The organism is Streptomyces sp. NPDC007095, assembly GCF_040634475.1.
Lineage (GTDB): Bacteria > Actinomycetota > Actinomycetes > Streptomycetales > Streptomycetaceae > Streptomyces.
This window is the reverse complement of the sequence record NZ_JBEYFS010000046.1, coordinates 34,750-60,570: the sequence shown is the minus strand read 5'-3', so window position 1 is coordinate 60,570 and position 25,821 is coordinate 34,750. Positions and strand designations below refer to the sequence as shown.

Here is a 25,821-nt window from a genome sequence, read left to right as displayed (position 1 = left end):
CCCGCCAAAAGATTGCGCAGTTCCCCGCGCCCCTGAGAAAGGGCGCGGGGAACTGCGCGAGCAACCCCCACCCACCCGCAGCCGGACAGATCCGGGGCGGAGTCTCACACCTCCTCCTTCTTCACGCGCGTCACGCCGGCGATCCGGTACGCCTGTGCCTCCTCCAGCGTCTCGTTCGCGAGGAGGGCCTCCGCGAGGGCGTTCAGTTGGTCCCGGTGGTCGCGGAGCTTCTGGCACGCCTCCTCGTAGCACTCGTCGACGATGCGCCGCATCTCGTGGTCGATGGAGTCGAGGGTGGCGGGCGCGGCGGCGAGGCCGTAGGCCTGCTGGGCGTCGTTCGGGAGGGCGGAGAGGCGGCCGACCCGTTCGCTCATGCCCCAGCGGGCGACCATGCCGCGAACGACGTTGGTTACCTGTTCGAGGTCGTTCTCGGAGCCGGTCGTGACGACTCCGTAGACGACGTGTTCGGCGGCCATGCCCCCCAGGGCACCGATGATCCGACCGCGCAGGTACTCCTCGGTGTACGAGTACCGGTCGGTGTCCGGTGTCGAGAGCGTGACGCCCAGCGCGCGCCCGCGCGGGACGATGGTGATCTTGCGAACCGGGTCGGCACCCGGCTGCAGCATGCCGAGAAGGGCGTGGCCGCTCTCGTGGTACGCGGTCCGGCGGCGCTCCTCGTAGGGCATCACCAGGGAACGCTCCGCACCGAGCTGCACCTTCTCCAGCGCCTCGGAGAGGTCCGGCGGCGCCACCTCGTCCTGCTTGCGCTTGACGGCGAGCAGCGCCGCCTCGTTGGCGAGGTTGGCCAGATCCGCACCGGTCATGCCGGGCGTCGTGCGGGCCACCTGGGCCAGGTCCACTTCCGGGGACAGCGGGATCTCGCGGGTGTGGATCCGCAGGATCGCCTCACGGCCTCGGCGGTCGGGGGGCGCGACGTTGACGATCCGGTCGAAGCGGCCGGGGCGGGTCAGCGCCGGGTCCAGGATGTCCGCACGGTTCGTCGCCGCGATGACGATGACGCCCTCGAAGCCCGAGAAGCCGTCCATCTCGGTGAGGATCTGGTTCAGGGTCTGCTCGCGCTCGTCGTGGCCGCCCATCGCCGAGCCACCGGCCCGGGACCGCCCGATGGTGTCGATCTCGTCGATGAAGATGATCGAGGGGGCCACCTTTCGGGCCTCGGCGAAGAGTTCCCGGACCCGGGACGCGCCCACGCCCACGATCATCTCGATGAACTCCGATGCCGAGGCCGAGAAGAACGGAACGCCCGCCTCCCCCGCCACGGCGCGCGCGAGCAGGGTCTTTCCCGTGCCGGGCGCACCCGCGAGGAGCACACCGCGCGGCATCTTCGCGCCCATCTTGCGGTACGCGTCCGGATTCTTGAGGAAGTCGACGATGTCGTTCAGTTCGCCCTCGACCTCGTCGATTCCGGCCACGTCGGCGAAGGTCGTGCGCTGGGCGCCGGGCTGCAGTTCGACCGGTTTCGGGGGTGCCTTGCGGCCGAGCATGCCACCCGGGCCACCGATGCCCGTCCGCAGCCGCCGGGCGAAGAACATCCACAGCAGTACCAGGAGCACGATCGGGGCCAGGGAGATCAGCAGGTTGGAGAGGAAGCTGCGCTGCTGGACCACTGGTGAGGCGGTCACCGTGACCTGGTGTTTCTCCAGGTTCTGCCAGAGCTTGTCGTCCGCGAAGGACGGGCGCTGGGTCTTGAACTTGGTGTACTTCCCGCCGCCGTCCGGATTGGCCTGGGCCGTCTTGAGCTGGCCCTGGATCGCGTCGCCCTTGGAGTAGATCTTGGTGATGTTGTCGTTGCCGACCTGCTTGCTGAACTCCGTGTACGAGATCGTCGGCTCGGTGCCCTCATTGAAGAAGGACAGCGCCAGGAGGGCGATCACGAACACGACCAGGACGGCGACGACGAGGCCGATCCAGCCACCGGGCATCTTCCTTCGCCCGGAGGGCGGACCGGTCGAGTCCGGTGGCGTTCCCTCGGTACGCCACGGCTGGTCAGGGTCCTTGCGCGGCGGCACAGGGTTGCTCATATTAGGACGTTACGACACGAAATGCTCGCCAGCATGCGCAGAAAATGCCACTGGGGGCGCCCCTCCAGCGAGGGGCGCCCCCAGTGACGTACGAGAACGACCCCGTACGAGAACAACCCCGCACGGAAGACCCGTACGGAAGACCCGTACGGAAGACCCGTACGGAAACGAACCATCAGCCCATGAACTTCTTGAACTCGTCCGGCAGCTCGAAGTCCTCGGCCTGCTGCCCGGCCGGCAGACCGAAGGCGCCGCCCGGCTGGGCACCGGCCTCACGGCGCGCCGCGGCCTCTTCCTCCTGCTGCTTGCGCTTCATCGGGTTGCCGGAGCGCTGCTTGCCCTTGGCCACCTTCTGCTTCTTCTTGGCACGGCCGGGGCCGCCGCCCATGCCCGGCATCCCGGGCATCCCGGGCATGCCGCCGCCCTGCGCCATGCGGGACATCATCTTGCGGGCCTCGAAGAAGCGCTCGACCAGGTTCTTGACCGCGCTGACCTCTACACCCGAGCCCTTGGCGATACGGGCGCGGCGCGAGCCGTTGATGATCGTCGGCTCCTGGCGCTCGCCCGGCGTCATCGACTTGATGATGGCGGCCGTGCGGTCGATGTCGCGCTCGTCGAGGTTGTTGATCTGGTCCTTGATCTGGCCCATGCCCGGGAGCATGCCGAGCAGCTTGCTGATGCTGCCCATCTTCCTGACCTGCTCCATCTGGGCCAGGAAGTCGTCCAGGGTGAAGTCCTGGCCCTTCTTGGACGCCAGCTTGGAGGCCATCTTCTCGGCCTCTTCTTGGCTGAACGTCTTCTCCGCCTGCTCGATCAGGGTGAGCAGGTCACCCATGTCGAGGATGCGGGAGGCCATCCGGTCCGGGTGGAAGGCGTCGAAGTCGTCGAGCTTCTCGCCGTTCGACGCGAACATGATCGGCTTGCCGGTGACCGAGGCGATGGAGAGCGCGGCGCCACCGCGGGCGTCACCGTCGAGCTTCGACAGGACGACGCCGTCGAACCCGACGCCGTCGCGGAAGGCCTCGGCGGTGTTGACCGCGTCCTGACCGATCATCGCGTCGACGACGAAGAGGATCTCGTCGGGGCTGACGGCGTCGCGGATGTCCGCGGCCTGCTGCATCAGCTCCTGGTCGATACCGAGACGGCCGGCGGTGTCCACGATCACGATGTCGTGGACCTTGGTCTTCGCGAACTCCATGGAGTCCTTGGAGACCTTGACCGGGTCACCGACGCCGTTGCCGGGCTCGGGCGCGTAGACGGCCACACCGGCACGCTCGGCGACGACGCTCAGCTGGTTCACGGCGTTCGGGCGCTGGAGGTCGGCGGCGACCAGCAGCGGGGAGTGGCCCTGGTCCTTGAGCCACTTGCCGAGCTTTCCGGCGAGCGTGGTCTTACCCGCACCCTGAAGACCCGCGAGCATGATCACGGTGGGCGGGTTCTTGGCGAACCGCAGGCGGCGGGTCTCGCCGCCGAGGATCGTGACGAGCTCCTCGTTCACGATCTTCAGGACCTGCTGGGCCGGGTTCAGCGCCTTGGAGACCTCGGAGCCGAGAGCGCGCTCCTTGACGTTCTTGATGAAGGTCCGCACGACCGGCAGGGCCACATCGGCTTCGAGGAGCGCGATGCGGATCTCGCGGGCCGTGGCGTCGATGTCCGCCTCGGAGAGCCGGCCTTTCCCGCGGAGGTTTTTGAAAGTCGCGCTCAGGCGGTCTGAGAGGGTATCGAACACGGTGGCGTCGGTCCTCGGAGTCGGGGGCGGTTTGGGTTGCCCTCCAGGGTATCTGCCCGAAAAGGGTTGGTGGCCCCTGCCCGGTGTGAATACCCGACAGCGACCGCGCGCGATGGACGGAGAGAAGACCGCGAGGTCACTCCCGCGGCATCTGTCACGAGGTCATCCCCGCAGCATCTCCTCCAGCCCACGCGCCACCGAGACCGCCTCCTCCGCCGGCAGGGGCGCACCCTTGGGGCCGGTCACGTAGAAGGCGTCCACGGCGTTGGCGCCGAGGGTGGAGACATGCATGCTGCGCACCCATACGCTCGCGTCCTCCAGCGCCCGGCCGATGCGGTGCAGCAGACCGGGAGCGTCGTGGGCGCGGACCTCGATGACCGTCGCGTGACGGGAGGCGGCGGAGGCGACCGTCACCCGGGGCGGCGGCGCGATCGTGCCCCGGCGGCGCGGATAGGCGGCGTCGCGCTCGGCGAGCCGGGCCGCGATGTCCAGGGAGCCGTCCAGGGCGCGCACGAGGTCGGCGCGCAGCCGGGCGGCCTGTGGCAGGGAGCCGTACTCGGCGGCGACCCGCCAGTTGAGCAGCAGCACCGAGCCCTCGACGCCGTCGGGCAGGTCCAGGGCGCGCAGCTCGGCCGTGCGCACGGTCAGGCGGTGCATCGCGAGGACACCGGCGACCGCGGGGAGCACTCCGGACTGGTCGGGTACGGCGATGAGCAGTTCCACGCCCAGGGGCTCGGGATCGCCGGTGGGATCCTCCCCGGTGGGCGGTTCGGTCTGCGCGCGCAGTGCCAGTACGGGGCCGCCGGTGCGGAACGCCTCGATGGCGAGCCGCTCCTGCTCGGCGGTGGGCGCGGCGGCCTCCGGCTCCTCGGGGGCGTCTCCGGCGAGCACGGCGACGACCCGTTTGACCAGGTCGGCGACGAGGGATCCGCGCCAGGAGGACCAGGCCGCGGGCCCGGTGGCCAGCGCGTCCGCCTCAGTGAGGGCGTGCAGCAGTTCGAGGGTGCCCTGCGATCCGACGGCCTCGGCGACCGACCGGACGGTCGCCGGGTCCTCCAGGTCGCGTCGGGTCGCGGTGTCGATGAGCAGCAGGTGGTGGCGTACGAGGGTGGCCAGCACCGCCACGTCGGCGCGGTCGAAGCCGATGCGGGCGGCCACGTCCCGGGCGATGATCTCGCCGGCGACGGAGTGGTCACCGGGCCAGCCCTTGCCGATGTCGTGCAGCAGGGCGGAGACGAGCAGAAGGTCGGGGCGGCCCACGCGGCGGGCCAGTTCGGAGGCGCGGACGGCCGTCTCGATGAGATGGCGGTCGACGGTCCAGATGTGTACGGCGTTGCGCTGCGGGCGGCAGCGCACCCGCTCCCAGTCGGGCAGGAGCCGGGTGATCAGGCCCTCGGCCTCCAGTGCCTCCCAGACCTCGATGGTCGGGCGGCCCGAGCCGAGCAGCGTGACGAGCTGTTCCCTGGCCTCGGCGGGCCAGGGTGTGGGCAGTGGACGCGCGACGGCGGCCATGCGCCGTACGGCGTGCAGGGAGAGCGGGAGCCCGGCCTGCGCGGCGGCGGCCGCGGCACGCAGCGGGAGTACGGGGTCGCGCTCGGGGCGCGCGGCGCGGGCGAGTACCACCTCGCCGTCCATCTCGACCACACCCTCGGCGAGCGGTGAGCGCTCCACGGCGGGCTTGGCACCGCCGCCGAGCATGGCGCGCAGCCGTGGCCGCACTGCGCGCGACTTGAGCACGCGCCCGACCTCGCGCCAGGTGACGTCACTGGCGTAAGACACGACGCGCGCGGCCTCGTACACCTGGCGCAGGAGGGTGTCGGCGTCCAGGAGTCCGAGTTCGGCGGCGACCTGGTCCTGCTCCTGGAGCGCGAGGCGGTCGGTGGCGCGGCCGGTGGTCAGGTGGAGGGCGTCACGGACGTCCAGGAGCCTGCGACGGGCGTCCGTGAGGCCCTCACGGGGCGCGTCCGCGAGCCAGGAGGCGGCGACGGCACGCAGGGCGGTGGCGTCGCGCAGGCCGCCGCGAGCCTCCTTCAGGTCCGGTTCCAGGAGGTACTGCAGCTCGCCCTGGCGCTCGGCGCGCTCGGCGCACAGCTCCTGGAGTTCGGGGAGACGTTTCGGCGCCTGGTTGCGCCAGTCGGCGAGGATGGCCGTACGCAATCCGGCGGTGAGGCCGAGGTCGCCCGCGATGTGGCGGGCGTCCAGCAGGCCGAGCTGCACCTTGAGGTCCCCGCCCGCGGTCTTGCGTGCCTCCCCGGGCGTACGCACCGAGTGGTCGAGGGCCAGGCCGAGGTCCCAGATGGGGTACCAGATGCGGTCGGCGAGGGCGGCGACCGCGCCGGAGTCGGCGCCGTCGTGCAGGAGCAGCAGGTCGAGGTCGCTGCGTGGGGAGAGTTCGCCGCGGCCGTAGCCGCCGACGGCGACGAGTGAGACGCCGCGCAGACCCTCGGTGCCGGCGCTGAACAAGCCGGTCAGCCACTCGTCCGTGAGTCCGGCGAGGGCAGCACGGCGCGGCGGCCCGGACTGCGCCCCCTCCTGGAGGAGGCGCAGCCGGGCCGCCGCGTAGCCGCTGGGTCCCGAGTCCTCTGCTTCCGTACGCATGCCCGTACTCGTCACCCAGTGGCTCCTGTTCTTTTCTTTGTTTAGAGCGCGTCCGGGCCGCGCTCGCCGGTCCGGACGCGGACGGCCGTCTCGACCGGGATGGACCACACCTTGCCGTCACCGATCTTGCCGGTACGGGCCGCCTTCACGACGACGTCGATCAGCTGTTCGGCGTCGTCGTCCTCGGCCAGCACCTCGATGCGGATCTTGGGGACCAGGTCGACGGTGTACTCGGCACCACGGTAGACCTCGGTGTGTCCCCGCTGCCGACCGTAGCCGCTGGCCTCCGTGACCGTGAGACCGTGCACCCCGAAGGCCTGCAGGGCCTCCTTGATCTCGTCGAGCCGGTGGGGCTTCACGACGGCGGTGATGAGCTTCATGCGTCCACCTTCTTGCTCTCCGTACCCGCGAGGGCGGAAACCGAGCCGCCGACGATGCCGCCGCCCGCTCCACTGAAGTCGTATGCGGTCTCGGCGTGCTCGGCCTGGTCGATGCCGGCGATCTCCTCGTCCTCGGTGACCCGCATGCCCATCGTCTTGTCGATGATGAAGGCGAGGATCGCGGAGACGACCAGGGAGTAGCCGAGGACGGCGAAGACACCGGCGCACTGCTTCCAGAACTGGGTGAGACCGCCGCCGTAGAAGAGGCCCTCGACGGTGGACTGGCCCTTGCCGCTGGCGAAGAAACCGATCAGCAGGGAGCCGATGACACCGCCGACGAGGTGCACGCCGACCACGTCGAGGGAGTCGTCGTAGCCGAACTTGTACTTGAGGCCGACGGCCATGGCGCACACCACACCGGCGATGGCACCGACGGCGATCGCGCCGAGCGGGGAGACCGCGCCACCGGACGGGGTGATGGCGACCAGACCGGCGACCGCGCCGGAGGCGGCGCCCAGCGTGGTGAACGCGCCGTGGCGGATCTTCTCGTAGATGAGCCAGGCCAGCATGGCGGCCGCGGTGGCGATCTGCGTGTTGACGAACATCAGCGCACCGACGCCGTCGTCGTTGCCGAGCCACGAACCGGCGTTGAATCCGAACCAGCCGAACCACAGCAGACCGGAGCCGAGCATCACCAGCGGGAGACTGTGCGGACGCATCGGGTCCTTCTTGAAGCCGACGCGCTTGCCGATGACCAGGATCACGCCGAGCGCCGCGGCACCCGCGTTGATGTGGACCGCCGTGCCACCGGCGAAGTCGATCACGCCGAGGTCGAACGCCCAGCCGCCGGTGCCCCAGACCCAGTGGGCGACGGGGAAGTAGACGACCGTGGCCCACAGCGCGATGAACAGCGACCACGCCGTGAACTTCACCCGGTCCGCCAGCGCACCGCTTATCAGCGCGGGCGTGATGATGGCGAACATCAGCTGGAAGACCATGAAGACGAAGATCGGGATGGTGTACCCCGGCCACAGCTCCGTCAGGCCGATGTTGCTGAGGCCGACCCAGTCCGAGGTCCAGCCGATGAACGAACCCTTGTCCGTGCCGAAGGCGAGCGAGAAGCCGTACAGCACCCACAGGATCGTGATGATCCCCATGCTGATGAAGCTCATCATCAGCATGTTCAGGGTGCTCTTGACACGGACCATGCCTCCGTAGAAGAAGGCGAGGCCGGGGGTCATGATCAGCACCAGGGCGGAAGCGATGAGCATGAACCCGGTGTTGGCGGCCGAGAGCTTGGGAGCTTCTGCGGCTAGCGTGATGGCTGGTGCCATCGGCGTCTCCTCGTCGTTGGTACGGCCCCGTGCGGGCGAAGCCTGAGCGGTCATGAGGGGTGGGCCGGTTATGCGCCATGAGATTGACGCAGCGCGGTTTCCGTCGACGCCCCTCGATGTTTCGCCGCAGTGACGAAGGCACCTCGCGTGTTACGCCTACATGAACTGGCTGATACCGGGCGGAGCGATCGTTATCGTGGCGCAACCTTCCCAGAAGGCAAACAAACCGGCCACGGCTGGTCGTCCGATGACCTGGCATGGGGGAGCCGAGTCGGGCGGTTCGGGACGACCGGCCGTGGCCGGGGTACTGGGATCGGACCGCTTCCGCGGCCCGCGCTCAGACCGCTTCCGCGGTCTCGGGAAGGTCGACGGCGAGCTGCTCGGTGAGGTCCACGACCTCGGCGAGGTCACCGAAGTCGCGGACGGCCGTGTCGACCGTCTTTCGGATACGAGTGTTGACGCGCTCGGAGCGCACCTTCTTGGCGATCGCCATCGCGTCCTTGGCCGATACCGCACTCTGCTCGGGCTCGCGCCGCAGCAGGTGCACGGTGGCCATGCCGATGAGATTGAGTGCGTACGAACGCTGGTGCTCGCCGTCCTTGGCGAAGAGGTCGACGGCCTGCTGCATCAGGGGCTCGGCGAGCGAGGCGTACGTGGGGCTGCGGCCCGCGACGTAGGCCAGGTCGCGGTAGGAGTGCGAGTTCTCGCCGTGCAGCTCGGCCAGCGAGAAGAAGCGGATCCAGTCGGGGTCCGGGTCGTCCCACTCGTGAACGTCCTCGAAGCTGTCCTCGGCCATCCGGACGGCCCGCTTGCACTTTCCGGGCTGGCCCATGTTCGCGTAGGCGCGGGCCTCCATCGCATACAGCATGGACTGGGTGCGCGGGCTCGCGCAGTCACGGCTCCCGTACTGGGCCAGATGGATGAGTTCGAGCGCGTCGTCGGGCCGGCCGAGGTGGATCATCTGGCGGCTCATGCTGGAGAGGATGTACGAGCCCAGCGGCTTGTCGCCCGCCTCTTTGGCGGCGTGCAGGGCGAGCACGAAGTACTTCTGCGCGGTGGGCTGCAGCCCCACGTCGTAGCTCATCCAGCCCGCCAGCTCGGCCAGCTCGGCGGCGACCTTGAACAGGCGTTTGCTGGTCGCCCCGGGCTGCGGCTCCTGGAGCAGGTCGGTCACCTCGTGCAGCTGGCCGACTACCGCCTTGCGGCGCAGACCGCCGCCGCACTGGGCGTCCCACTGGCGGAACATCACCGTGGTGGACTCCAGAAGGTCCAGCTCGGGCTGGGAGAGCCGGCCGGGGCGGCGCGCGGCGGCCGGGGACTCCGGCTCCTCCTGGGGCGCGGCGGGCGAGGGCACCAGCCAGCGCTGCATGGGCTCGATGAGGGCGGGGCCCGCGGCGAGGGCCAGCGAACTGCCGAGGAAGCCGCGCCGCGCCAGCATCAGGTCACTGCGCGAGTACTCGCTGATCAGCGCCACGGTCTGCGGGCCGGTCCAGGGCAGGTCGACACCCGACACGGACGGTGACTGGTGGGCGGCGCGCAGGCCGAGGTCCTCGACGGCGACCACACAGCCGAACCGCTCGGAGAACAGCTCGGACAGGATCCGCGGAATCGGCTCGCGCGGACTCTCGCCGTCCAGCCAGCGGCGCACCCGGGAGGTGTCCGTGGAGATGTGATTGGCCCCCAACTGGCGGGCCCTTCGGTTCACTTGCCGCGCCAGCTCGCCCTTCGACCAGCCACTGCGCACGAACCACGAGCCCAACAGCTCATTCGGGCGCTTGTCAGCGTTCGTACCGCTTCCGCCGTTGCCGCCCACTGGAACGCCCCCATCCCTGAGACCACTTGTACGCTGCGTGCGCCAAGCCCTATCAGAATGCCGGTAAATACGGCCGCACGTCCGGCGGTTCTCACCCTTCGAACGGGAAGCCGAGTTGCCTCCGGCATACCCACGAGTGCATACGTCCCCAGGACTCGTGCACTCAAAGTAATCCTACGATCACGCGTCCAGCCATGGCGATCCCGGAAACGCCACCATTCGCCACCCCTTCGAATGAACTCCAGATCGCCTGTACGCGATTCACTTGACATAGGACAGCCAGAAGTGGCGCTGCGATGCATTCGGGGGCGCACGCCGCCGGGTGCACCACCCGGGACGCTTCCGGACGCCGCCGGGATCGCGTCGCCAATCACGTGACATCCGGGGACGGGAACACACTGAGTAATGTTCCGCGTTCAAGGCGTAACCGTCGGTGCGTCGAACCCGTTGGAGGGGGCATGGGCTTCACGATCGGCAGCAGTCGGGGGATGCGCGAAAGCCGGCCCGGCACCCGTCGCCGCGGCCGCTCGTCGGAGTGCACCGCAGTGGCCGAGTTCACCGGGCTGTGGGGCTGGGACGTGGTCCCCGGCGCCCGGGCCGCCGCGGGCGCGTGCTCCTGTGGCAAGACCGGCTGCCCCGCGCCGGGGGCGCATCCGCTGGACTTCGCACCGGTGCTCGAAGCGGGCGCCACGCTCGACGAGGTCTCCGAGACCTGGGGCGAGTTCCCGGGTGCCGCGGTGATGCTCCCGGTCGGCCGCGCGTTCGACGTCATCGAGGTCGCCGAGGCCGCCGGTCGCCGCGCGCTCGTCCGTCTGGAGCGGATGGGACTGCCCACGGGGCCGGTCACCGCGACCCCGGACGGCCGCGCCCACTTCCTCGTCGCCCCCGGCGCCGCGGCCGAGCTCCCCGAGCTGCTCTACCGGATGGGCTGGGACGACGCCTCCCTCGACCTGCACGGCCTCGGCCCCGGTACGTACGTCACCGCCCCGCCCTCCGACCGCGCCGGCCTGGGTCCGGTCCGCTGGCTGCGCTCCCCCGCCCTGGACTCGGCGACGAAGCCGCCGCAGGCACGGTTGCTGCTGGGGACGCTGGCGTACGTGGCGCACCGGTCGCGCGCCTAGCGACAACGCCGTACACAGCAAAGCGCCCGCCCCCCGAACTGCACCTCGGGGGCGGACGCTTCCTGAACCACCTACCAACTTCGGGAGGTGGGGGTCACTCTCCGATAAGGGCGTCAACGAACGCCTCCGGCTCGAACGGCGCCAGATCGTCCGCGCCCTCGCCCAGACCCACCAGCTTGACCGGCACTCCCAGATCGCGCTGGACCGCGATCACGATGCCGCCCTTCGCGGTGCCGTCGAGCTTGGTCAGCACGATGCCGGTGATGTCGACGACCTCGGCGAAGACGCGGGCCTGCACCAGACCGTTCTGTCCGGTCGTGGCGTCGAGGACGAGCAGCACCTCGTCGAGCGGGGCGTGCTTCTCGACGACACGCTTGACCTTGCCGAGCTCGTCCATGAGCCCGGTCTTGGTATGAAGTCGTCCGGCGGTGTCGATGAGGACGACGTCGGCGCCCTCCTCGATGCCCTCCTTGACCGCGTCGAAGGCGATCGAGGCGGGGTCGCCGCCCTCGGGGCCCCGCACAGTACGGGCGCCCACGCGCTCACCCCAGGTCTGCAGCTGGTCGGCGGCGGCGGCACGGAAGGTGTCGGCGGCGCCGAGCACCACGTTCTTGCCGTCGGCGACGAGTACGCGGGCGAGCTTGCCGGTGGTGGTGGTCTTCCCGGTGCCGTTGACACCGACGACCATCACGATGCCAGGGGTGTCGAGGTTCGAGTCGGTCTTGACCGTCCGGTCGAACTCGGGGACGAGGAGCTGCAGCAGTTCCTCGCGCAGCAGGGTGCGCAGCTCGTCGGGCGTCCGGGTACCGAGCACCTTCACGCGCTCGCGCAGCCGCTCGACCAGCTCCTGGGTGGGCTGCACGCCGACGTCAGCGGTCAGCAGCGTGTCCTCGATCTCCTCCCAGGTGTCCTCGTCGAGGTGCTCGCGCGAGAGGAGCGTGAGCAGCCCCTTGCCGAGCGCGTTCTGCGAGCGGGAGAGGCGGGCACGCAGCCGGACCAGACGGCCGGCGGTCGGCTCCGGGATCTCGATCGCGGGGACTTCGACAACGGGTGCGGGTTCCTCGACGACGACCGGCGCGGCCGAGCCGTCCGGGAGATCCACCTCCTCTATCGTCCGGCGCTCTTCGTCGTGCGGGATCTCGGCCTCGTCGCCGACGTGCGGCTCGGCCGGAGGGGCGGTGATGTCGGGCGTGGTGGGGGGCGCCGGGGGCAGCTGCTTCTTGCGGCGACTGCCGATGACGAGCCCGCCGAGCGCGCCGATCACGACCACGGCGATGACTACAGCAAGGATGACGGTTTCCATAACAAGCCCAGTATGGCGCGACCACCCGCTCGACCGTTCGTTGTCCGCGTAGGGCCGCATGTCCTACGGGTCGGGCCGGCCCGCCGCCCGACCTCGCGTCGGCCGGGAAGCCCCTCAGCGGTGGAGTCACAACGCGTCCAGTACGCGAAAGGACGCGTCGGGTGCGCGCAGCGTGCCCAGGGCGTGTCACGGCCCATACCGTGGACCGTGACACACCCTCGCCGTCACATCGACGTGTCGCCGACCATGGGTGCGACGTCGGCCGTCTTCTTCGGACTCAATTTCTGGCAGGCCCTGGCCGTCGGTCTCGCGGCGCCGGTCGTGTCGTACGGCCTGGTGGGTCTGGCCGGCATCGCGGGCAAGCGGGGCGGCGCTCCCGCCATGCCCCTGTCCCGCGCGGTCTTCGGCCAGCGCGGGAACCTCCTGCCGGGTTCGCTGATCTGGACCGCTCGCTGGGGCTGGGAGACGATCAACGCGGTGACGGGTTCCTACGCCCTGTTCACCGTCCTGAACGTGCTCTTCGGCATCAGGAGCACCACGTTCCTGATGGTCGCTACGCTGCCGGCCTTCGTGGTCACGACGTTCGCGATCTCGGGCCTCGGCATCAGCGCCGTCCGGACGTGCAGCACATGGGCGACGTGCCTCTTCGGCGGCTTCTCCGTGCTCGTCCTCGGCCATCTGGTCGCTGACACCGACTGGGGCAGGGTCTTCGGGCAGCCCGCCGGCCCGGCATCCCTGATGATCACGGGGGTCGGACTGATCGCGGCGGGTGGCATCAGCTGGGCGCAGTCGGCGCCGGACTTCACGCGCTGTCTGCCGCGGACGGCCTCGTCGGCGGCGATCGTGCGCAATTCGCTGGGCGGCGCCGGCATCGTCGTACTCCCTCTGATCCCGATGGGCGCGGTGATGGCGGTCTCGACGCCGGACCTGGCCTCGGCCGCGGCCCGGTCTCCTTCCTCGGCACGATCCTGCCGCTGTGGATCGCGGTGCCCTACCTGTTCATCGCCCTGGTCGGCATGCTGCTGATCAACGCGATGTCGATGTACTCGGCGGGCTTCACCGCGCAGACCCTCGGCATCAGGGTGTCGCGGCACCGGGCGGTCGCGGTCAACGCCGTGATCTCACTGGTCCTCGACGGTGTCCTGATGCTGGTGGCGACCTCCTTCATGGGCTCGTTCATCGCGTTCCTGTCGCTGCTCGCGGTCTCTTTCTCGGCCTGGGTCGGCGTCTTCGGCGCGGACATGCTGCGCCGCGAGGAGTACGCGCCGGCCTTGCTCGGCACCACGCGCACCAGCGCCTGTTGGTACCGGGGCGGCTTCGGTCCGGCCGCGGTCGCCGCCTGGGCGCTCGGGCTCGGCTCGGGCCTGCTGTTCAGCACGTCCGACTGGTTCACGGGTCCGCCGGCGTCGGACAACCCCGTCGGCGAGTACGGCCTCGGCTGGGTGGCGACCGTCGCCGTCTCCTTCCTGCTGTACGTGGTGCTGCCGAAGCCCGCGGTGGCGCCCGCGGCGCAGCCCGCGAAAGGGTCCGCGACTATGGCTGTCTGACGTACCGTCAGCTACCGTCCCCCTCCACACCGAAGGGGGGCTTCCATGCCCGTAACCGTCGTGCGCTTCAACCTCGTCGACCCCGCCGCCACCCCCGCGTCGCTGAGTGCCCGCTACAAGGCGGCCATCGAGATGGCCGCCTACGCCGACGACCGCGGCATCACCACCGTGCAGACCGAGGAACACCACGGCGTCGCCAACAACTGGCTGCCCTCGCCGTTCGCGTTCGCGGGCGCGGTCTTCGGAGCGACCCGGCATCTCGCGGTCACCGTCTCCGCCGTCATCGGCCCGCTGCACGATCCGCTGCGCCTCGCCGAGGACATCGCCGTGCTCGACCTGCTCAGCGGCGGCCGTCTCGTCACCGTCGCGGGCATCGGCTACCGGCCCGAGGAGTACGCCCTTTTCGACGTCGACTGGAAGCGGCGCGGGGCGCTTCAGGACGAACTCCTGGAGACGGTGCTGAAGGCGTGGACCGGCGAGGAGTTCACCTACCGGGACCGTACGGTACGGATCACACCGCGCCCGTTCTCCGATCCGCACCCGCTACTGCTGGTCGGCGGCTCGTCCAGGGCCGCGGCCCGGCGCGCCGCCCGGCTCGGGCTCCCCTTCTTCCCCAGCGCGCACCTCCCTGGGCTGGAGACGTACTACAAGGAGCGGCTCGTCGAGTACGGCACCGAGGGCTGGACCATGATGCCCGCCGCCGAGACCCCTCTGCTGCACATCGCCGAGGACCCGGACCGGGCGTGGGCCGAGTACGGCGGGCACTTCCTGCACGAGGCACGGACGTACGCCTCCTGGCAGTCCGGTGACATCCGCTCGGCCGTGAAGTCGGCTGCCACAACGGTCGAGGAACTGCGCGCGGAGGGCGTGTACCGGATCCTGACGCCCGACCAGTGCGTGGCGCAGGGTCTCGACAACCACGTGCTGCACCCGCTGTCCGGCGGGATGCCGATCGACGAGGGCTGGCGCAGCCTGCACCTGTTCTGCGAAGACGTACTGCCCCGGCTCGGGGAGTGAGCCGGGGCAGTACGTCTTACGGGTACGAGGAGAGGGGCAGCGGGGACTTGGCCCTTCTCCTCGAGTCTCGGGGCCTCTTCAGGAGGCTCAGCCCATCTCCTCCAGCGTCTTGCCCTTGGTCTCCTTGACGTACTTGAGCACGAAGGGGATGGAGAGCGCGGCGAAGATCGTGTAGATCACGTAGGTCGCGGAGAGGTTCCAGTCGGCCAGCGACGGGAAGCTCGCGGTGATGGCCCAGTTGGCGATCCACTGCGCGGAGGCGGCGACGCCAAGGGCGGCGGCGCGGATCCGGTTCGGGAACATCTCGCCGAGGAAGACCCAGACCACGACACCCCAGGACAGGGCGAAGAAGAGGACGAAGACATGCGCGGCGATGAGGGCGACCCAGCCCTGTGTCGCCGGCAGCTTGCCGTCGACGAGGTCGTACGAGAAGGCCCAGGCCTCGAGTCCGAGACCGATGACCATACCGACGGAACCGATGAGGGCCAGCGGCTTACGGCCGATCCGGTCCACGAAGATCATCGCGATCACGGTGCCGATGATGTTGATGATCGACGTCGTGAACGAGTAGAAGAACGACTCCGAGGGGTCGACGCCCACCGACTGCCACAGCGTCGAGGAGTAGTAGAACGCGACGTTGATGCCGACGAACTGCTGGAAGACCGAGAGGCCGATGCCGACCCAGACGATCGGCTTGAAGAAGAAGCTGCCGCCGAGCAGGTCCTTGAAGGTCGACTTGTGCTCGCTCTTCATGGCGTGCTCGATCTCGGCGACGCGGGCCTTCAGGTCGATCTTGTCGCCCTCGACCTCCTTGAGCACCTCACGGGCGCGGTCTTCCTTGCCCACGGAGATCAGGAAGCGCGGCGACTCGGGGATCGCGAAGGAGAGCAGGCCGTAGAGGACGGCCGGGACGACCATGACGCCGAGCATGACCTGCCAGGCCTCGATGCCCATCAGCTTGCCGCGCTGGTCGCCGCCGGCGGCGTTCAGGATGCCCCAGTTGACCAGCTGCGAGATGGCGATGCCGATGACGATCGCGGCCTGCTGGAAGGAGCCCAGGCGTCCGCGGTACGCGGCCGGGGAGACTTCGGCGATGTAGGCGGGGCCGATGACGGAGGCCATACCGATGGCGAATCCGCCGATGATGCGCCAGAAGGCGAGGTCCCACAGCGCGAACGGCAGCGCGGAACCGACGGCGCTGGCCGTGAAGAGGACGGCGGAGATCTGCATGCATCGGATGCGGCCGATGCGGTCGGCTATGCGGCCCGCGGTCGCGGCGCCGATGGCACAGCCGATCAGCGCGATGGCGATGACCTGGGCCAGGGTTGCCGAGCCGATGTCGTATCGGCTCCGGATGGCCTCGACGGCACCGTTGATCACGGCGCTGTCGTAACCGAAAAGGAAGCCGCCCATTGCGGCCGCCGCCGCGATGAAGATGACATGCCCGAGATGTTCGGGGTGAGCCGTCCTGGCTCCTGGTTGGGGTGCCTGCGCGGTGCTGGTCACGTGTAACTCCTCGGGCCACCCGGCCTCGCTGCCGGGGGTGTGGGGGCAAGCCCTTCGGTGGTGGTACCAGTGGCGCACAAGTTCACGCCTCCCACCACCTGAAGGTAAAAGCAACGTTGCAGAGACTATGCCTTCAAGTTTCGAAGTCAACAGTTCGGCAGCTGTGAATTTTTCGCACCCAAGCGGTCATCGTGCATTCACTACTTGAACTCAACTAGAAGCCCAGGTCATGACCGGTGCGCACTACACGCATCTAGCGCAGCCGCTGGCTGATGACCTTCGACACACCGTCGCCCTGCATGGAGACGCCGTACAGCGCGTCGGCGACCTCCATCGTCCGCTTCTGGTGCGTGATCACGATCAGCTGCGAGGCCTCCTGCAGCTCCTGCATGATCCGGATCAGCCGCTGCAGGTTGGTGTCGTCGAGCGCCGCCTCCACCTCGTCCATCACATAGAACGGACTGGGCCGCGCCTTGAAGATCGACACAAGGAGTGCGACGGCGGTGAGGGACCTCTCCCCACCGGACAGCAGGGACAGCCGCTTCACCTTCTTGCCGGGGGGCCGCGCCTCGACGTCCACACCCGTGGTGAGCATGTTGTCGGGGTCGGTCAGGATCAGCCGCCCGTCCCCTCCCGGAAACAGCCTGCTGAAGACACCCTCGAACTCACGCGCGGTGTCCCGGTACGCCTCTGTGAAGACCTGTTCGACACGCTCGTCGACCTCCTTCACCACCTGCAGCAGATCGGCCCGCGTCTTCTTGAGGTCCTCCAGCTGCTCGCTGAGGAACTTGTGACGCTCCTCCAACGCGGCGAACTCCTCCAACGCCAGCGGGTTGACCTTCCCCAGCTGCGCGTAGGCCCGCTCGGCCGACTTGAGCCGTCGCTCCTGCTCAGCGCGGTGGAAGGGCCGGGGCTGGTTGCGCGGGTGCTCCGGATCCTCGGGCAGTTCCTCGCCCTCGGCGGGCAGCGAGGGCGGCACGAGCTGGTCCGGACCGTAGTCCGCGACAAGCCCCGCCGGTTCGACACCGAGCTCCTCCAGCGCCTTCGTCTCCAGCTGCTCTATCCGCAGCCGCTTCTCGGCACCGAGTACCTCGCCGCGGTGAACCGAATCCGTGAGTTTGTCGAGCTCCGCCTTGAGATCGCGGCCTTCGTTGCGCGCTGCGACGAGGTCCTGCTCACGGCGGGCCTTGGCCGTGTCGGCGGCGGTGCGCTCCTCCTCCGCCCGGCGCAGCGACACTTCGACGTGCGCGAGGAGTTGCCGCGCTCCGGAGGCGACGGCCTCGGCGACCGCCGCCTCGTGCCGCAGCCGCGCCCGCCGCTGCTCCGCACGCGCGCGTGCCTCACGTTCCGCCCGTGCGGCCCGGTCGAGCCCGTCGGCCCGCCCCGCGAGCCCCTTCACCCGCTCCTCGTGCGTGCGCACCTGGAGGCGGGCCTCCATCTCGGTCTGCCGCGCGTTCGCGCCGTCCGCGGCGAGCCGATCCCGTACGGCCGTGTCGGGCTCCTCCTCGACGGGCATCTCCTCGGCCACCGCGAGCCGCTCGGCCAGCTCCTCTGCCTCCTCCGCGGCCCGGTCGAGCGCCTCCTGCGCCCGCGCCGCGGCGGCGGTGCTCCGCTCGGCCTCCCCGGCCGCGCCGCGCGCCTGCCCGGCCAGCCGCCCCAACTGCTGCGCCACGGACGACTTCTCACGCTCGGCGGCCCGCCGCCGTTCCCCCAGCTCCTCGACGAGCGCGGCCCGCTCCCCCCGCTCCTCTGCGGCCCGGTGCTGCGCCGCGCCGAGTTCCTCGCACCGCACGGCGAGCTCCTCGAGCTCGGCAGCCGCCTCGTCGACGGACGCCTGCACTTCGAGAAGGCTGGGCGCCCCGGCGGACCCGCCGTGCGCGAAGTGCGCTCCGAGCAGGTCCCCCTCGGCGGTGACCGCGGTCAACTCCGGCCGTGCGTAGACCAGGTCCTCGGCGTCCTCGAGGGTGCCGACCACGACGATCCCGCGCAGCAGCCGCCGTACGGCGGGCATGAGCTCGGCGGGACCACGGACGAGGTCGGCGGCGTACGGCGGCCCGGTGAGGGCCGTCTGCGGCGCTACGTCACCGGGGGTGGCGTTCGGAGTCAGGGCCCCGGAGGCGGCCCTTGCGGTTGTGTCGCCCAGAAAGGCCGCGGAGGGTCCCGCGCCGCCGGATGCGTCACGCCCGTCGGGGTGACCGCCGACGGGCACCGCACCGGAAGCGTTGTCAGCCGCCGTCCGGTGCTGCCCGTTGCCGTCGATGCCCTTGGTCTCGTGTACCCCCGCCTCCTCCGGAGCCCCGGCCAGCAGCAGGGCCGCGCGGCCCGCGTCCTGCTTGCGCAGCAGGCGGATGGCTTCGGCGGCCGAGGCGGGGGTGGTGACGGCGATGGCGTCCGCCGCGGCACCGAAGGCGGCGGCGAGCGCGACCTCGTGGCCGGGGGTGACGGACAGCAGCTCGGCGGCGGGGCCGAGGAGCCCTGTGAGACGGTCCCTGGCCCCCAGGAGCGCCCCCGTGCCGTCCTTGCGGCGCAGACCGAGGGCGAGGGCCTCGTGGCGGGCCTGGGTGGCGGCGCGCCTGCGTTCGGCCGCCGTGGCCGCCTCACGGGCGGCGCTCAGCGCGGTCTCCGCCTCGGACAGCGCCCGTTTGGCCGCCTCGTGCCGCTCCGTCAGTTCCGCGTCGCCCGCGTCCAGGCCGTCGACCTCGGCCTTCAGCTGCTCGTACTCCTCCTGCGCGGCGAACGCCCGCTCCTGGGCCTCGTCACGGGCAGCGGCGAGCCGGTCGATCTCGGCCTGGGCGGAGGCGGCCCGTGAACGGGCGGCGTTGACCTGGCCGTTGAGACGGGCCAGACCCTCGCGGCGATCGGCGATGGCGCGGGCCACATCCTTGAGGCGGCGCTCCTCGACGGCGAGCTCGCGCTCCAGTTCGGCCCGGTGCGCGACCGTGTCCTCCAGGGCGTGCTCGGCCGCCTCCAGGGCCGCTTCCAGCTCGGCCTCCTGCTCACGGATCCGCGCCGCCTCGCGCTCCATGTCCTCGGGGTCGCGCCCACGCCGCTCCTCGGCGGGCGCCGAAATGGCGCTCTTCACCCGCGCGTCGGCCAGCGAGATCGTGCCGCGCACCCGCTCGGCGAGCTGCGAGAGCTCGTACCAGGTCTGCTGGGCGCGCTGGAGCCGGGGCGTGAGCTGCCGGACCTCGTCCTCCAGGAGGGCCTCCCGCTGGAGCGCCTTCTTCAGTTCGGCCTCGGCGGTTTCCTTGCGTTGCTTGAGCGCTGCCTCGTCGGCGATCTCGGACCGGAGCGCCTGCCGCAGTCGTACGAGATCGTCGGCGAGAAGGCGCAGGCGGGCGTCACGCAGGTCGGCCTGGATGACGGCGGCGCGACGGGCGACGGCGGCCTGCCGGCCCAGCGGCTTGAGCTGGCGGCGCAGTTCGTCGGTGAGGTCCTGGACGCGGGCCAGGTTCGCCTGCATCGCGTCCAGTTTCCGCAGCGCCTTCTCCTTGCGCTTGCGGTGCTTGAGGACGCCCGCCGCCTCCTCGATGAACGCGCGCCGGCCCATCGGGTCGGCGTGCAGGACGGAGTCGAGCTGGCCCTGACCGACGATGACGTGCATCTCGCGGCCGATGCCGGAGTCGGACAGCAGTTCCTGGATGTCGAGGAGACGGCAGGTGTCACCGTTGATCTGGTACTCGCTGCCGCCGTTGCGGAACATGATCCGCGTGATGGTGACCTCGGCGTACTCGATGGGCAGCGCCCCGTCGGAGTTGTCGATGGTCAGGGACACCTCGGCCCGGCCGAGCGGCGGCCGCCCGGTGGTGCCGGCGAAGATGACGTCCTCCATCTTGCCGCCGCGCAGCGACTTGGCCCCCTGCTCACCCATGACCCAGCTCAGGGCGTCCACGACATTGGACTTGCCCGAACCATTGGGGCCCACGACACAGGTGATGCCAGGCTCGAACCGCAGCGTGGTCGCCGAGGCGAACGACTTGAACCCGCGCAGGGTCAGGGCCTTGAGGTGCACGCCGCCGGACTCTACCTTTCGGGCCGGTCTCACTCCATGAACCCACGGTTTCACCCATGAACGTGCAGGGCACACCAGACGTTAAAGAGTGGGAGGGCACGCGGGGGAAAGAAGAAGGGACGCCGGAGAGGCGTCCCTTGCAATTCTGACAACTTAGCGGTTGACACGGGCAGCCCAACCACTGCTGTCGTAGTGCGGTGCAGTGGTCAGGTGAGCGCAGGCTCCGCCTGGGGTACGTCGATGCTCTCGAGAAGCGAGTCGTGAGAAGCGGCAGCCGCGAGCGCATCGTTCTCGGCCTGAATCCGTACGAGCTCGGATTCGAGGTCCTGTACACGCTGCTGGAGCCGTCGCATCTCGGCGATGAGTCGCGGGTCGGAACCGCCGACGTAACCGAGAAGCGCCTTTGCCATGATGGATGGTCCTCCACACTGAGTGACCGACCGAAGCGGTGTGGGTCGTGAGGGAATCGCACCCGCGATGCTTGACACTTACTAAATTTTTGCTGCGGTTCCACATGCCAAACAGCTAAGGTGCGCGGGGCTTTCAGCGTCTCACCAAAAAGTTTGACGGTCAACACGATCACGCCCCGTATTGGCGGGCAACCCGCTGTCGCGCGGCCCTTCGGACGGCTGCGCTGCGACTCCTGCGGGACCCGGGGGGCGTGGAGATCATCCTTCTCTGCGGAGCCTGCCACGCCGAGCCGTTCTTGGCAACCACCAGGTCATTTCTGCTTCTGGCAGGTGCCGGTGGCATGCCATACCGCTTCCGCCAGGGGTGTTGCGCACGTCGCCGTCACCGGATCGCGAAGCCGTCGTAGATCCCCCGGGGCGTGTCCCAGATCTCAGTGACTCCGTCCACACGCCCGGGTGTGTCGTCCCCCTGGAGCCAGTCGAGCAGACCCTGGCATCCGGCCCGGGTTCCTTCCACGACCACCTGGACCCGTCCGTCGTCCAAATTGAGAGCAAAGCCACTCAGGCCGCCGATCTCCAGCGCCTTGGCCCGCGTGAACCAGCGGAAACCCACACCTTGGACACGTCCGCGCACCCAGACGACCAGCCGTACAACCTCGTTCATGGCTGCACGCTAACCGGACAAAGTCTCTCGCAGCACTTCCCCCACTCCCGCCATGCGGTACCGTCCCGACCCAATGAGTCTCATATGAAACCCACTCTTTCGAGTGAGGGACGCTGACCAAGAACGAGGAAGGCCAGGAGATGGGACGCCACGGACGCTCCGCCGTCGGCCGCGCCGCCACGGGCCGCGCCACGGGGGTTACGGAGACCCACGGACCCCTTACGGAAAGTTACGGTCCGGAGAACCTGTACGGCTACGCCGCCGTCGCCGACCTCCCGCCGACCGCCGCTGCCCGCTCGCACCGCAAGCGGAAGACCGCGACACCGGTACGCACGGGTCTGCTCGGCGTCTCCGCAGCCGTGGCACTGGGCACCGTGGCCGTCGCCTCCGGCGTCCTGCCCGGCACCGAGAACTACTCGCTCGGTGGTGGCAGCAACAACTCGGACAACGTGCAGGCCGTGGGGTCCCCGTCCAGCCAGGAGACCCAGCAGGGCGGTACGTCGGGCAGCGCGAGCGCGGACGGCCGCGAGGGCACTTCGACGAGCCGTGACGCCGACCGCTCCGCGTCGCCCTCGGCATCGGCGTCGACCGCTCCCGTGACCTCACCGGCCGCGCCGACGACGGCGCCCTCCCAGGCGCCCACCACCACCAAGCCGGGCAAGTCCGCCCACGCGAAGAAGCCCGCGACTCCGCCCGGCCAAGCCTCGAAGACGAAGGCGCCCACGACCACCGCCCCGGTCGACGTCTCCGCCCAGACGGCGGCCGAGACCGAGGTGCTCAAGCTGGTCAACGACGAGCGGGCCAAGGTCGGCTGCAGTCCGGTGGCGGCGAACAGCGCCCTGTCCGACCTGGCCCAGGCCTTCAGCGAGGACATGGCCACGCGCGACTTCTTCGACCACACCGACCCGAGTGGGCTCAGCCCCTGGGACCGGGCGGCCAAGGCCGGGATCACCAGCCTCGGCGGCGAGAACATAGCCCGCGGCCAGGCCGACGCCGCCGCCGTCATGGACGCCTGGATGAGCAGCCCCGGCCACCGCGCCAACATCCTGAACTGCGACTTCAAGACCCTGGGTGTGGGTGTGCACCTCGGCACCGGCGGCCCCTGGTGGACGCAGGACTTCGGCTACTAGCCGACGGCCCACCCCTCGCTACAAGACGAAGCCGCGCCCCTCGCTGCACGATGGGGCGCGGCTTTGTCGTGCGGGTGCGTAAACGATTGCGCAAGCGCTTACGCAAACCTTTGCGCGGCCCCGCACAAGCGTTTACTCAAACGATTGCGCAAGCGTTTACGCGGCCGCCCCGGCCACCGCCGCGCGCCCCAGCGCGAACACCCGCGCCGCCTCCGTGACCCGGCGCCCGAGGTGTTCCGCCGTGGCGATGTCGGCCTTGTGAACCGTCTCCGGACCCTCGTCGACATTGGTCTGGGCGGCGGCGCCGGCGAAGACGCCGAGCCGGTTGAGGTCGTGCTCGGAGGCCGAGGAGCTGTTCCAGCCCGGGTGCAGACCGAGGTTGACCCAGTTCATGCCGTGCTGGGCGGCCAGGATCTGGAAGAACTGCAGGGTGTGCAGCTTGTCGCCGCTCTTGGAGCCGGAGTTGGTGAAACCGGCGGCGAGCTTGTCGTGCCAGTCCTGTCCGAACCAGCGCTTCGAGGACGCCTCGGCGAAGACGTGGAAAGCGCCGGAAGCGGTGCCCATATACGTGGGCGAGCCGAACACGATCGCGTCCGAGGCGTCGAGCAGTTCCCACTGGGCGTCGGTGATCGAGTCGACGTTGATCAGATGCACCTGGGCACCCGCCTCGACGGCACCGGAGCGAACGGCCTCGGCGAGGACGGCGGTGTGGCCGTAGCCGGAGTGGTAGGCGATGGAAACGACAGGGGTACTCGTGGTGCTCACGATGGGGACTCCTCCAGGTGGTGACAACGAACCAAAGGAAAGCACTAACTTCTGGTAAGTGCAACCCTGTGGTTAGCGCTGCGCCGGAGTATGGTGGGCCCATGAAACCCAGCGTGCAGACCGCCGAGCGCGGTGAGTGTCAGGACCTCCCGTACGACGTGTTCGCACGCAGCTGCCCGTCCCGGGGCACGTTGGAGCACGTCACCGGACGCTGGGGATCGCTCACGCTCGGAGCACTGCACGAGGGAACGTTCCGCTTCAACGAGCTGCGGCGCAGGGTCGACGGCGTCAGCGAGAAGATGCTCTCCCAGACACTGCACGCGCTGGAGCGCGACGGCCTGGTGCACCGCGAGGCGCAGCCCACGAACCCCCCGCGCGTCGACTACACCCTCACCCCGCTCGGTCGCGAGGTCTCCGAGCGCCTGCTGACCCTCATCCACTTCGTCGAGGGCCGCATGGACGATGTCCTGACGGCCCGCGAGCGCTACGACGAGACCCGCGAGAGCTGATCCGGGCCTGCCACGTCGGGCCGAGCGGCTACGGCGTGACGCGCGGCGGGCGCTGGCAGCGCGGGCAGAAGTAGCTGGACCGGTTCATCCAGGCACGCCGCCGCATCGGCGTCCCGCACCGGCGGCAGGGCTCGCCCTCGCGGCCGTACGCGTCGAGCGAGCGGTCGAAGTAGCCGGACTCGCCGTTGACGTTGACGTACAGGCTGTCGAAGCTGGTGCCGCCGACGGCGAGGGCCTCGTTCATGACGTCGCGGATGTGGCCGAGGAGTTCGGCGGTGCGCGGCCGGGTGAAGCCGGCCACGGGACGTTCGTAGTGCAGTTTGGCGCGCCAGAGCGCCTCGTCCGCGTAGATGTTGCCGACCCCGCTGATCAACGACTGGTCGAGCAGGGCGCGTTTGATAGTCGTACGCCGGGCGCGCAGGGCCGTGTGGAACGCGGCGTCGTCGAAGAGGGGGTCCAGCGGGTCGCGGGCGATGTGCGCGATGACGTCCGGCAGGCCGTCCGGGGTGTTCTCGTGGAGGGAGAGCCCGCCGAAGGTGCGCTGGTCGACGAAGCGCAGCTCGGTGCCCTCCGCCCCGGCGGGGGCGGGCGTCCGGGTGTCGTCGAAGCGGATGCGGATGCGCAGGTGCTTCTCGTCCGGGGTGTCCTCCGGCTGCACCAGGAGCTGGCCGCTCATGCCGAGGTGCGCGAGGACGGAGAACGGGGAGTCCTCGAGGGGCAGCCAGAGGTATTTGCCGCGGCGCATGGCGGGTCCCACGCGGTGGTCCGCGAGCGCCTTCGCGAACCCCTCGGGTCCGGCGAGATGCCGCCGTACGGCGCGCGGGTGCCGTACTTCGACCGAAGCCACGGTCCGCCCGCTGACCCACCGCGCCAGGCCGCGCCGCACGACTTCGACCTCGGGCAACTCGGGCACGGGACTCCTCCGTAGGGACGGGCACGGGAACGACGCCCGAAGGTTACCTCGTGCCCGCGTCATCCGAACGGGAGTCCCGGACACACGGACACAAGACGCATCGGGCCCCTGTCGCGGCGCGTGCGCTGCGACAGGGGCCCGATGCTTACGAAGGTGCTACGAAGGAATCAGGCCGTGGCCGAGTCGCTCGTCGGAGCCGAGGGGGTGTCGGCGGTCCCCTCAGCGACCTTGGCAGCCTGCTCGGCGGCCTCAGCCGCTTGCTCGGCGGCCTGGGCCGACTTCGCTCGTTCGTCCGCGGCGGCGCGGATGGCACGCCACGCGGACTCCGCGGCCTGCTGCTCCGCTTCCTTCTTGCTGCGGCCGGTGCCGGTGCCGTACGAGACGCCTCCGACGCGGGCGGCAGCAGTAAAGGTCTTCTCGTGGTCCGGGCCGGTCTCCGAGACCAGGTACTCGGGAACGCCGAGCCCCTCGGTCGCGGTGAGTTCCTGGAGACTGGTTTTCCAGTCCAGGCCTGCGCCCAGATTCGAGGACTTCTCGATCAGTGGGTCGAAGAGCCGGTGGACGAGTTCGCCCGCCGCGTCCAGACCCTGGTCGAGATAGACCGCGCCGATCACCGCTTCAAGGGTGTCGGCGAGGATGGATGCCTTGTCCCGGCCTCCCGTGCCTTCCTCGCCCCGGCCGAGCCGGATGAAGGAGCCGAGTTCGAGGCCGCGGCCCACTTCCGCCAGCGCACGCGAGTTGACCACCGCGGCCCGCAACTTGGCCAGCTGGCCTTCGGGCAGGTCGGGGTGGGTGCGATACAGCGTGTCCGTGACCACGAGGCCGAGCACGGAGTCCCCGAGGAACTCCAGACGCTCGTTGGTCGGCAGACCGCCGTTCTCGTACGCGTAGGAACGGTGGGTCAGCGCACGCACCAGAAGGGCGGACTCGAGCTTGTACCCGAGCCGCCCTTCCAGAAGCGTGTGGGACGAGGCTGTGTTGTCCGCCTTTTTCTTGGCGTTTGGGTCCGCCTTGGCGTCAGACATCAG

General features: G+C 69.8%; 18 protein-coding genes and 1 pseudogene. 5 read left to right on the top strand and 14 right to left on the bottom strand.

Annotated elements, in window-relative coordinates; genetic code table 11:
• Window positions 1-104 precede the first annotated feature (104 nt).
• From ftsH to ABZ656_RS17940, 6 genes are all read right to left on the bottom strand, one after another.
• The gene (gene ftsH, locus ABZ656_RS17965; RefSeq protein WP_101400905.1) at window positions 105-2,042 is read right to left on the bottom strand and encodes an ATP-dependent zinc metalloprotease FtsH; all 1,938 of its coding nucleotides are present in this window, start codon (window positions 2,040-2,042) and stop codon (window positions 105-107) included.
• A 175-nt stretch (window positions 2,043-2,217) separates the two neighbouring features.
• Window positions 2,218-3,771 (bottom strand): signal recognition particle protein, encoded by a 1,554-nt coding sequence (gene ffh, locus ABZ656_RS17960; protein WP_101400904.1) that lies wholly within the window; start codon window positions 3,769-3,771, stop codon window positions 2,218-2,220.
• A gap of 162 nt (window positions 3,772-3,933) precedes the next feature.
• The gene (locus ABZ656_RS17955) at window positions 3,934-6,384 is read right to left on the bottom strand and encodes a [protein-PII] uridylyltransferase (RefSeq protein WP_360269012.1); all 2,451 of its coding nucleotides are present in this window, start codon (window positions 6,382-6,384) and stop codon (window positions 3,934-3,936) included.
• A 26-nt stretch (window positions 6,385-6,410) separates the two neighbouring features.
• Window positions 6,411-6,749, bottom strand: a complete 339-nt coding sequence (locus ABZ656_RS17950; protein WP_054235369.1) for a P-II family nitrogen regulator — start codon at window positions 6,747-6,749, stop codon at window positions 6,411-6,413.
• Complete coding sequence (locus ABZ656_RS17945; RefSeq protein ID WP_067371081.1) at window positions 6,746-8,083, bottom strand: ammonium transporter; 1,338 nt, start codon at window positions 8,081-8,083, stop codon at window positions 6,746-6,748. Before ABZ656_RS17945 ends, ABZ656_RS17950 begins: the two co-directional genes overlap by 4 nt.
• Before the next feature lie 337 nt (window positions 8,084-8,420).
• Window positions 8,421-9,896, bottom strand: a complete 1,476-nt coding sequence (locus ABZ656_RS17940; protein ID WP_101400902.1) for a hypothetical protein — start codon at window positions 9,894-9,896, stop codon at window positions 8,421-8,423.
• A gap of 458 nt (window positions 9,897-10,354) precedes the next feature.
• Here ABZ656_RS17940 and ABZ656_RS17935 point away from each other — a divergent pair, with 458 nt between their 5' ends.
• On the top strand, window positions 10,355-11,017 hold the full coding sequence (locus ABZ656_RS17935) for a bifunctional DNA primase/polymerase (RefSeq protein ID WP_360269007.1): 663 nt from the start codon (window positions 10,355-10,357) through the stop codon (window positions 11,015-11,017).
• A 94-nt stretch (window positions 11,018-11,111) separates the two neighbouring features.
• Here the strand turns inward: ABZ656_RS17935 and ftsY are convergent, their stop codons facing one another.
• Window positions 11,112-12,320: a signal recognition particle-docking protein FtsY gene (ftsY, locus tag ABZ656_RS17930; RefSeq protein ID WP_101400900.1), complete on the bottom strand. Its 1,209-nt coding sequence runs from the start codon at window positions 12,318-12,320 to the stop codon at window positions 11,112-11,114.
• A 243-nt stretch (window positions 12,321-12,563) separates the two neighbouring features.
• On the opposite strand from ftsY, the pseudogene ABZ656_RS17925 reads away from it, so the two are divergent.
• Together ABZ656_RS17925 and ABZ656_RS17920 are read left to right on the top strand one after the other, a co-directional pair.
• Window positions 12,564-13,867 (top strand): annotated as a pseudogene (locus ABZ656_RS17925) (cytosine permease); the annotation flags it as partial.
• Between the two features lie 45 nt (window positions 13,868-13,912).
• On the top strand, window positions 13,913-14,884 hold the full coding sequence (locus ABZ656_RS17920; protein ID WP_101400898.1) for an LLM class flavin-dependent oxidoreductase: 972 nt from the start codon (window positions 13,913-13,915) through the stop codon (window positions 14,882-14,884).
• Between the two features lie 87 nt (window positions 14,885-14,971).
• Here the strand turns inward: ABZ656_RS17920 and ABZ656_RS17915 are convergent, their stop codons facing one another.
• The 4 genes from ABZ656_RS17915 to ABZ656_RS17900 all read right to left on the bottom strand — a co-directional run bounded on the left by ABZ656_RS17915 (window position 14,972) and on the right by ABZ656_RS17900 (window position 21,476).
• Window positions 14,972-16,390 (bottom strand): sugar porter family MFS transporter, encoded by a 1,419-nt coding sequence (locus tag ABZ656_RS17915; RefSeq protein WP_101400897.1) that lies wholly within the window; start codon window positions 16,388-16,390, stop codon window positions 14,972-14,974.
• 253 nt (window positions 16,391-16,643) lie between these two features.
• Entirely contained in the window at window positions 16,644-20,402 is a 3,759-nt protein-coding gene (locus ABZ656_RS17910; protein ID WP_360269002.1) for an AAA family ATPase, read from the bottom strand.
• A 206-nt stretch (window positions 20,403-20,608) separates the two neighbouring features.
• Window positions 20,609-20,812, bottom strand: a complete 204-nt coding sequence (locus tag ABZ656_RS17905; RefSeq protein WP_028802434.1) for a hypothetical protein — start codon at window positions 20,810-20,812, stop codon at window positions 20,609-20,611.
• 382 nt (window positions 20,813-21,194) lie between these two features.
• Entirely contained in the window at window positions 21,195-21,476 is a 282-nt protein-coding gene (locus ABZ656_RS17900; RefSeq protein WP_360268999.1) for an acylphosphatase, read from the bottom strand.
• 140 nt (window positions 21,477-21,616) lie between these two features.
• Between ABZ656_RS17900 and ABZ656_RS17895 the strand changes: the two genes are divergently transcribed.
• Complete coding sequence (locus ABZ656_RS17895; RefSeq protein WP_101400895.1) at window positions 21,617-22,606, top strand: CAP domain-containing protein; 990 nt, start codon at window positions 21,617-21,619, stop codon at window positions 22,604-22,606.
• Between the two features lie 156 nt (window positions 22,607-22,762).
• Here ABZ656_RS17895 and ABZ656_RS17890 read toward each other — a convergent pair whose 3' ends face one another.
• Window positions 22,763-23,374 (bottom strand): flavodoxin family protein, encoded by a 612-nt coding sequence (locus ABZ656_RS17890; RefSeq protein WP_101403779.1) that lies wholly within the window; start codon window positions 23,372-23,374, stop codon window positions 22,763-22,765.
• A 98-nt stretch (window positions 23,375-23,472) separates the two neighbouring features.
• On the opposite strand from ABZ656_RS17890, the gene ABZ656_RS17885 reads away from it, so the two are divergent.
• On the top strand, window positions 23,473-23,880 hold the full coding sequence (locus ABZ656_RS17885; RefSeq protein ID WP_101400894.1) for a helix-turn-helix domain-containing protein: 408 nt from the start codon (window positions 23,473-23,475) through the stop codon (window positions 23,878-23,880).
• Window positions 23,881-23,908: 28 nt separating this feature from the next.
• On the opposite strand, the gene mutM is transcribed toward ABZ656_RS17885, so the two are convergent.
• Window positions 23,909-24,793: a bifunctional DNA-formamidopyrimidine glycosylase/DNA-(apurinic or apyrimidinic site) lyase gene (mutM, locus tag ABZ656_RS17880; RefSeq protein WP_101400893.1), complete on the bottom strand. Its 885-nt coding sequence runs from the start codon at window positions 24,791-24,793 to the stop codon at window positions 23,909-23,911.
• Window positions 24,794-24,960: 167 nt separating this feature from the next.
• A complete protein-coding gene (gene rnc / locus ABZ656_RS17875) occupies window positions 24,961-25,818 on the bottom strand; it encodes a ribonuclease III (RefSeq protein ID WP_101400892.1) in 858 nt (285 codons plus the stop codon).
• Window positions 25,819-25,821: the final 3 nt, after the last annotated feature.

Bases quoted from the DNA above. Each gene is read 5' to 3' on its own strand.
- ABZ656_RS17905 (WP_028802434.1), bottom strand. From the start codon at position 20,812: ATGGCAAAGGCGCTTCTCGGTTACGTCGGCGGTTCCGACCCGCGACTC.
- ftsH (WP_101400905.1), bottom strand. From the start codon at position 2,042: ATGAGCAACCCTGTGCCGCCGCGCAAGGACCCTGACCAGCCGTGGCGT.
- rnc (WP_101400892.1), bottom strand. From the start codon at position 25,818: ATGTCTGACGCCAAGGCGGACCCAAACGCCAAGAAAAAGGCGGACAAC.
- ABZ656_RS17935 (WP_360269007.1), top strand. From the start codon at position 10,355: ATGGGCTTCACGATCGGCAGCAGTCGGGGGATGCGCGAAAGCCGGCCC.
- ABZ656_RS17920 (WP_101400898.1), top strand. From the start codon at position 13,913: ATGCCCGTAACCGTCGTGCGCTTCAACCTCGTCGACCCCGCCGCCACC.
- ftsY (WP_101400900.1), bottom strand. From the start codon at position 12,320: ATGGAAACCGTCATCCTTGCTGTAGTCATCGCCGTGGTCGTGATCGGC.
- ABZ656_RS17950 (WP_054235369.1), bottom strand. From the start codon at position 6,749: ATGAAGCTCATCACCGCCGTCGTGAAGCCCCACCGGCTCGACGAGATC.
- ABZ656_RS17885 (WP_101400894.1), top strand. From the start codon at position 23,473: ATGAAACCCAGCGTGCAGACCGCCGAGCGCGGTGAGTGTCAGGACCTC.
- ABZ656_RS17895 (WP_101400895.1), top strand. From the start codon at position 21,617: ATGGGACGCCACGGACGCTCCGCCGTCGGCCGCGCCGCCACGGGCCGC.
- ABZ656_RS17900 (WP_360268999.1), bottom strand. From the start codon at position 21,476: ATGAACGAGGTTGTACGGCTGGTCGTCTGGGTGCGCGGACGTGTCCAA.
- ABZ656_RS17945 (WP_067371081.1), bottom strand. From the start codon at position 8,083: ATGGCACCAGCCATCACGCTAGCCGCAGAAGCTCCCAAGCTCTCGGCC.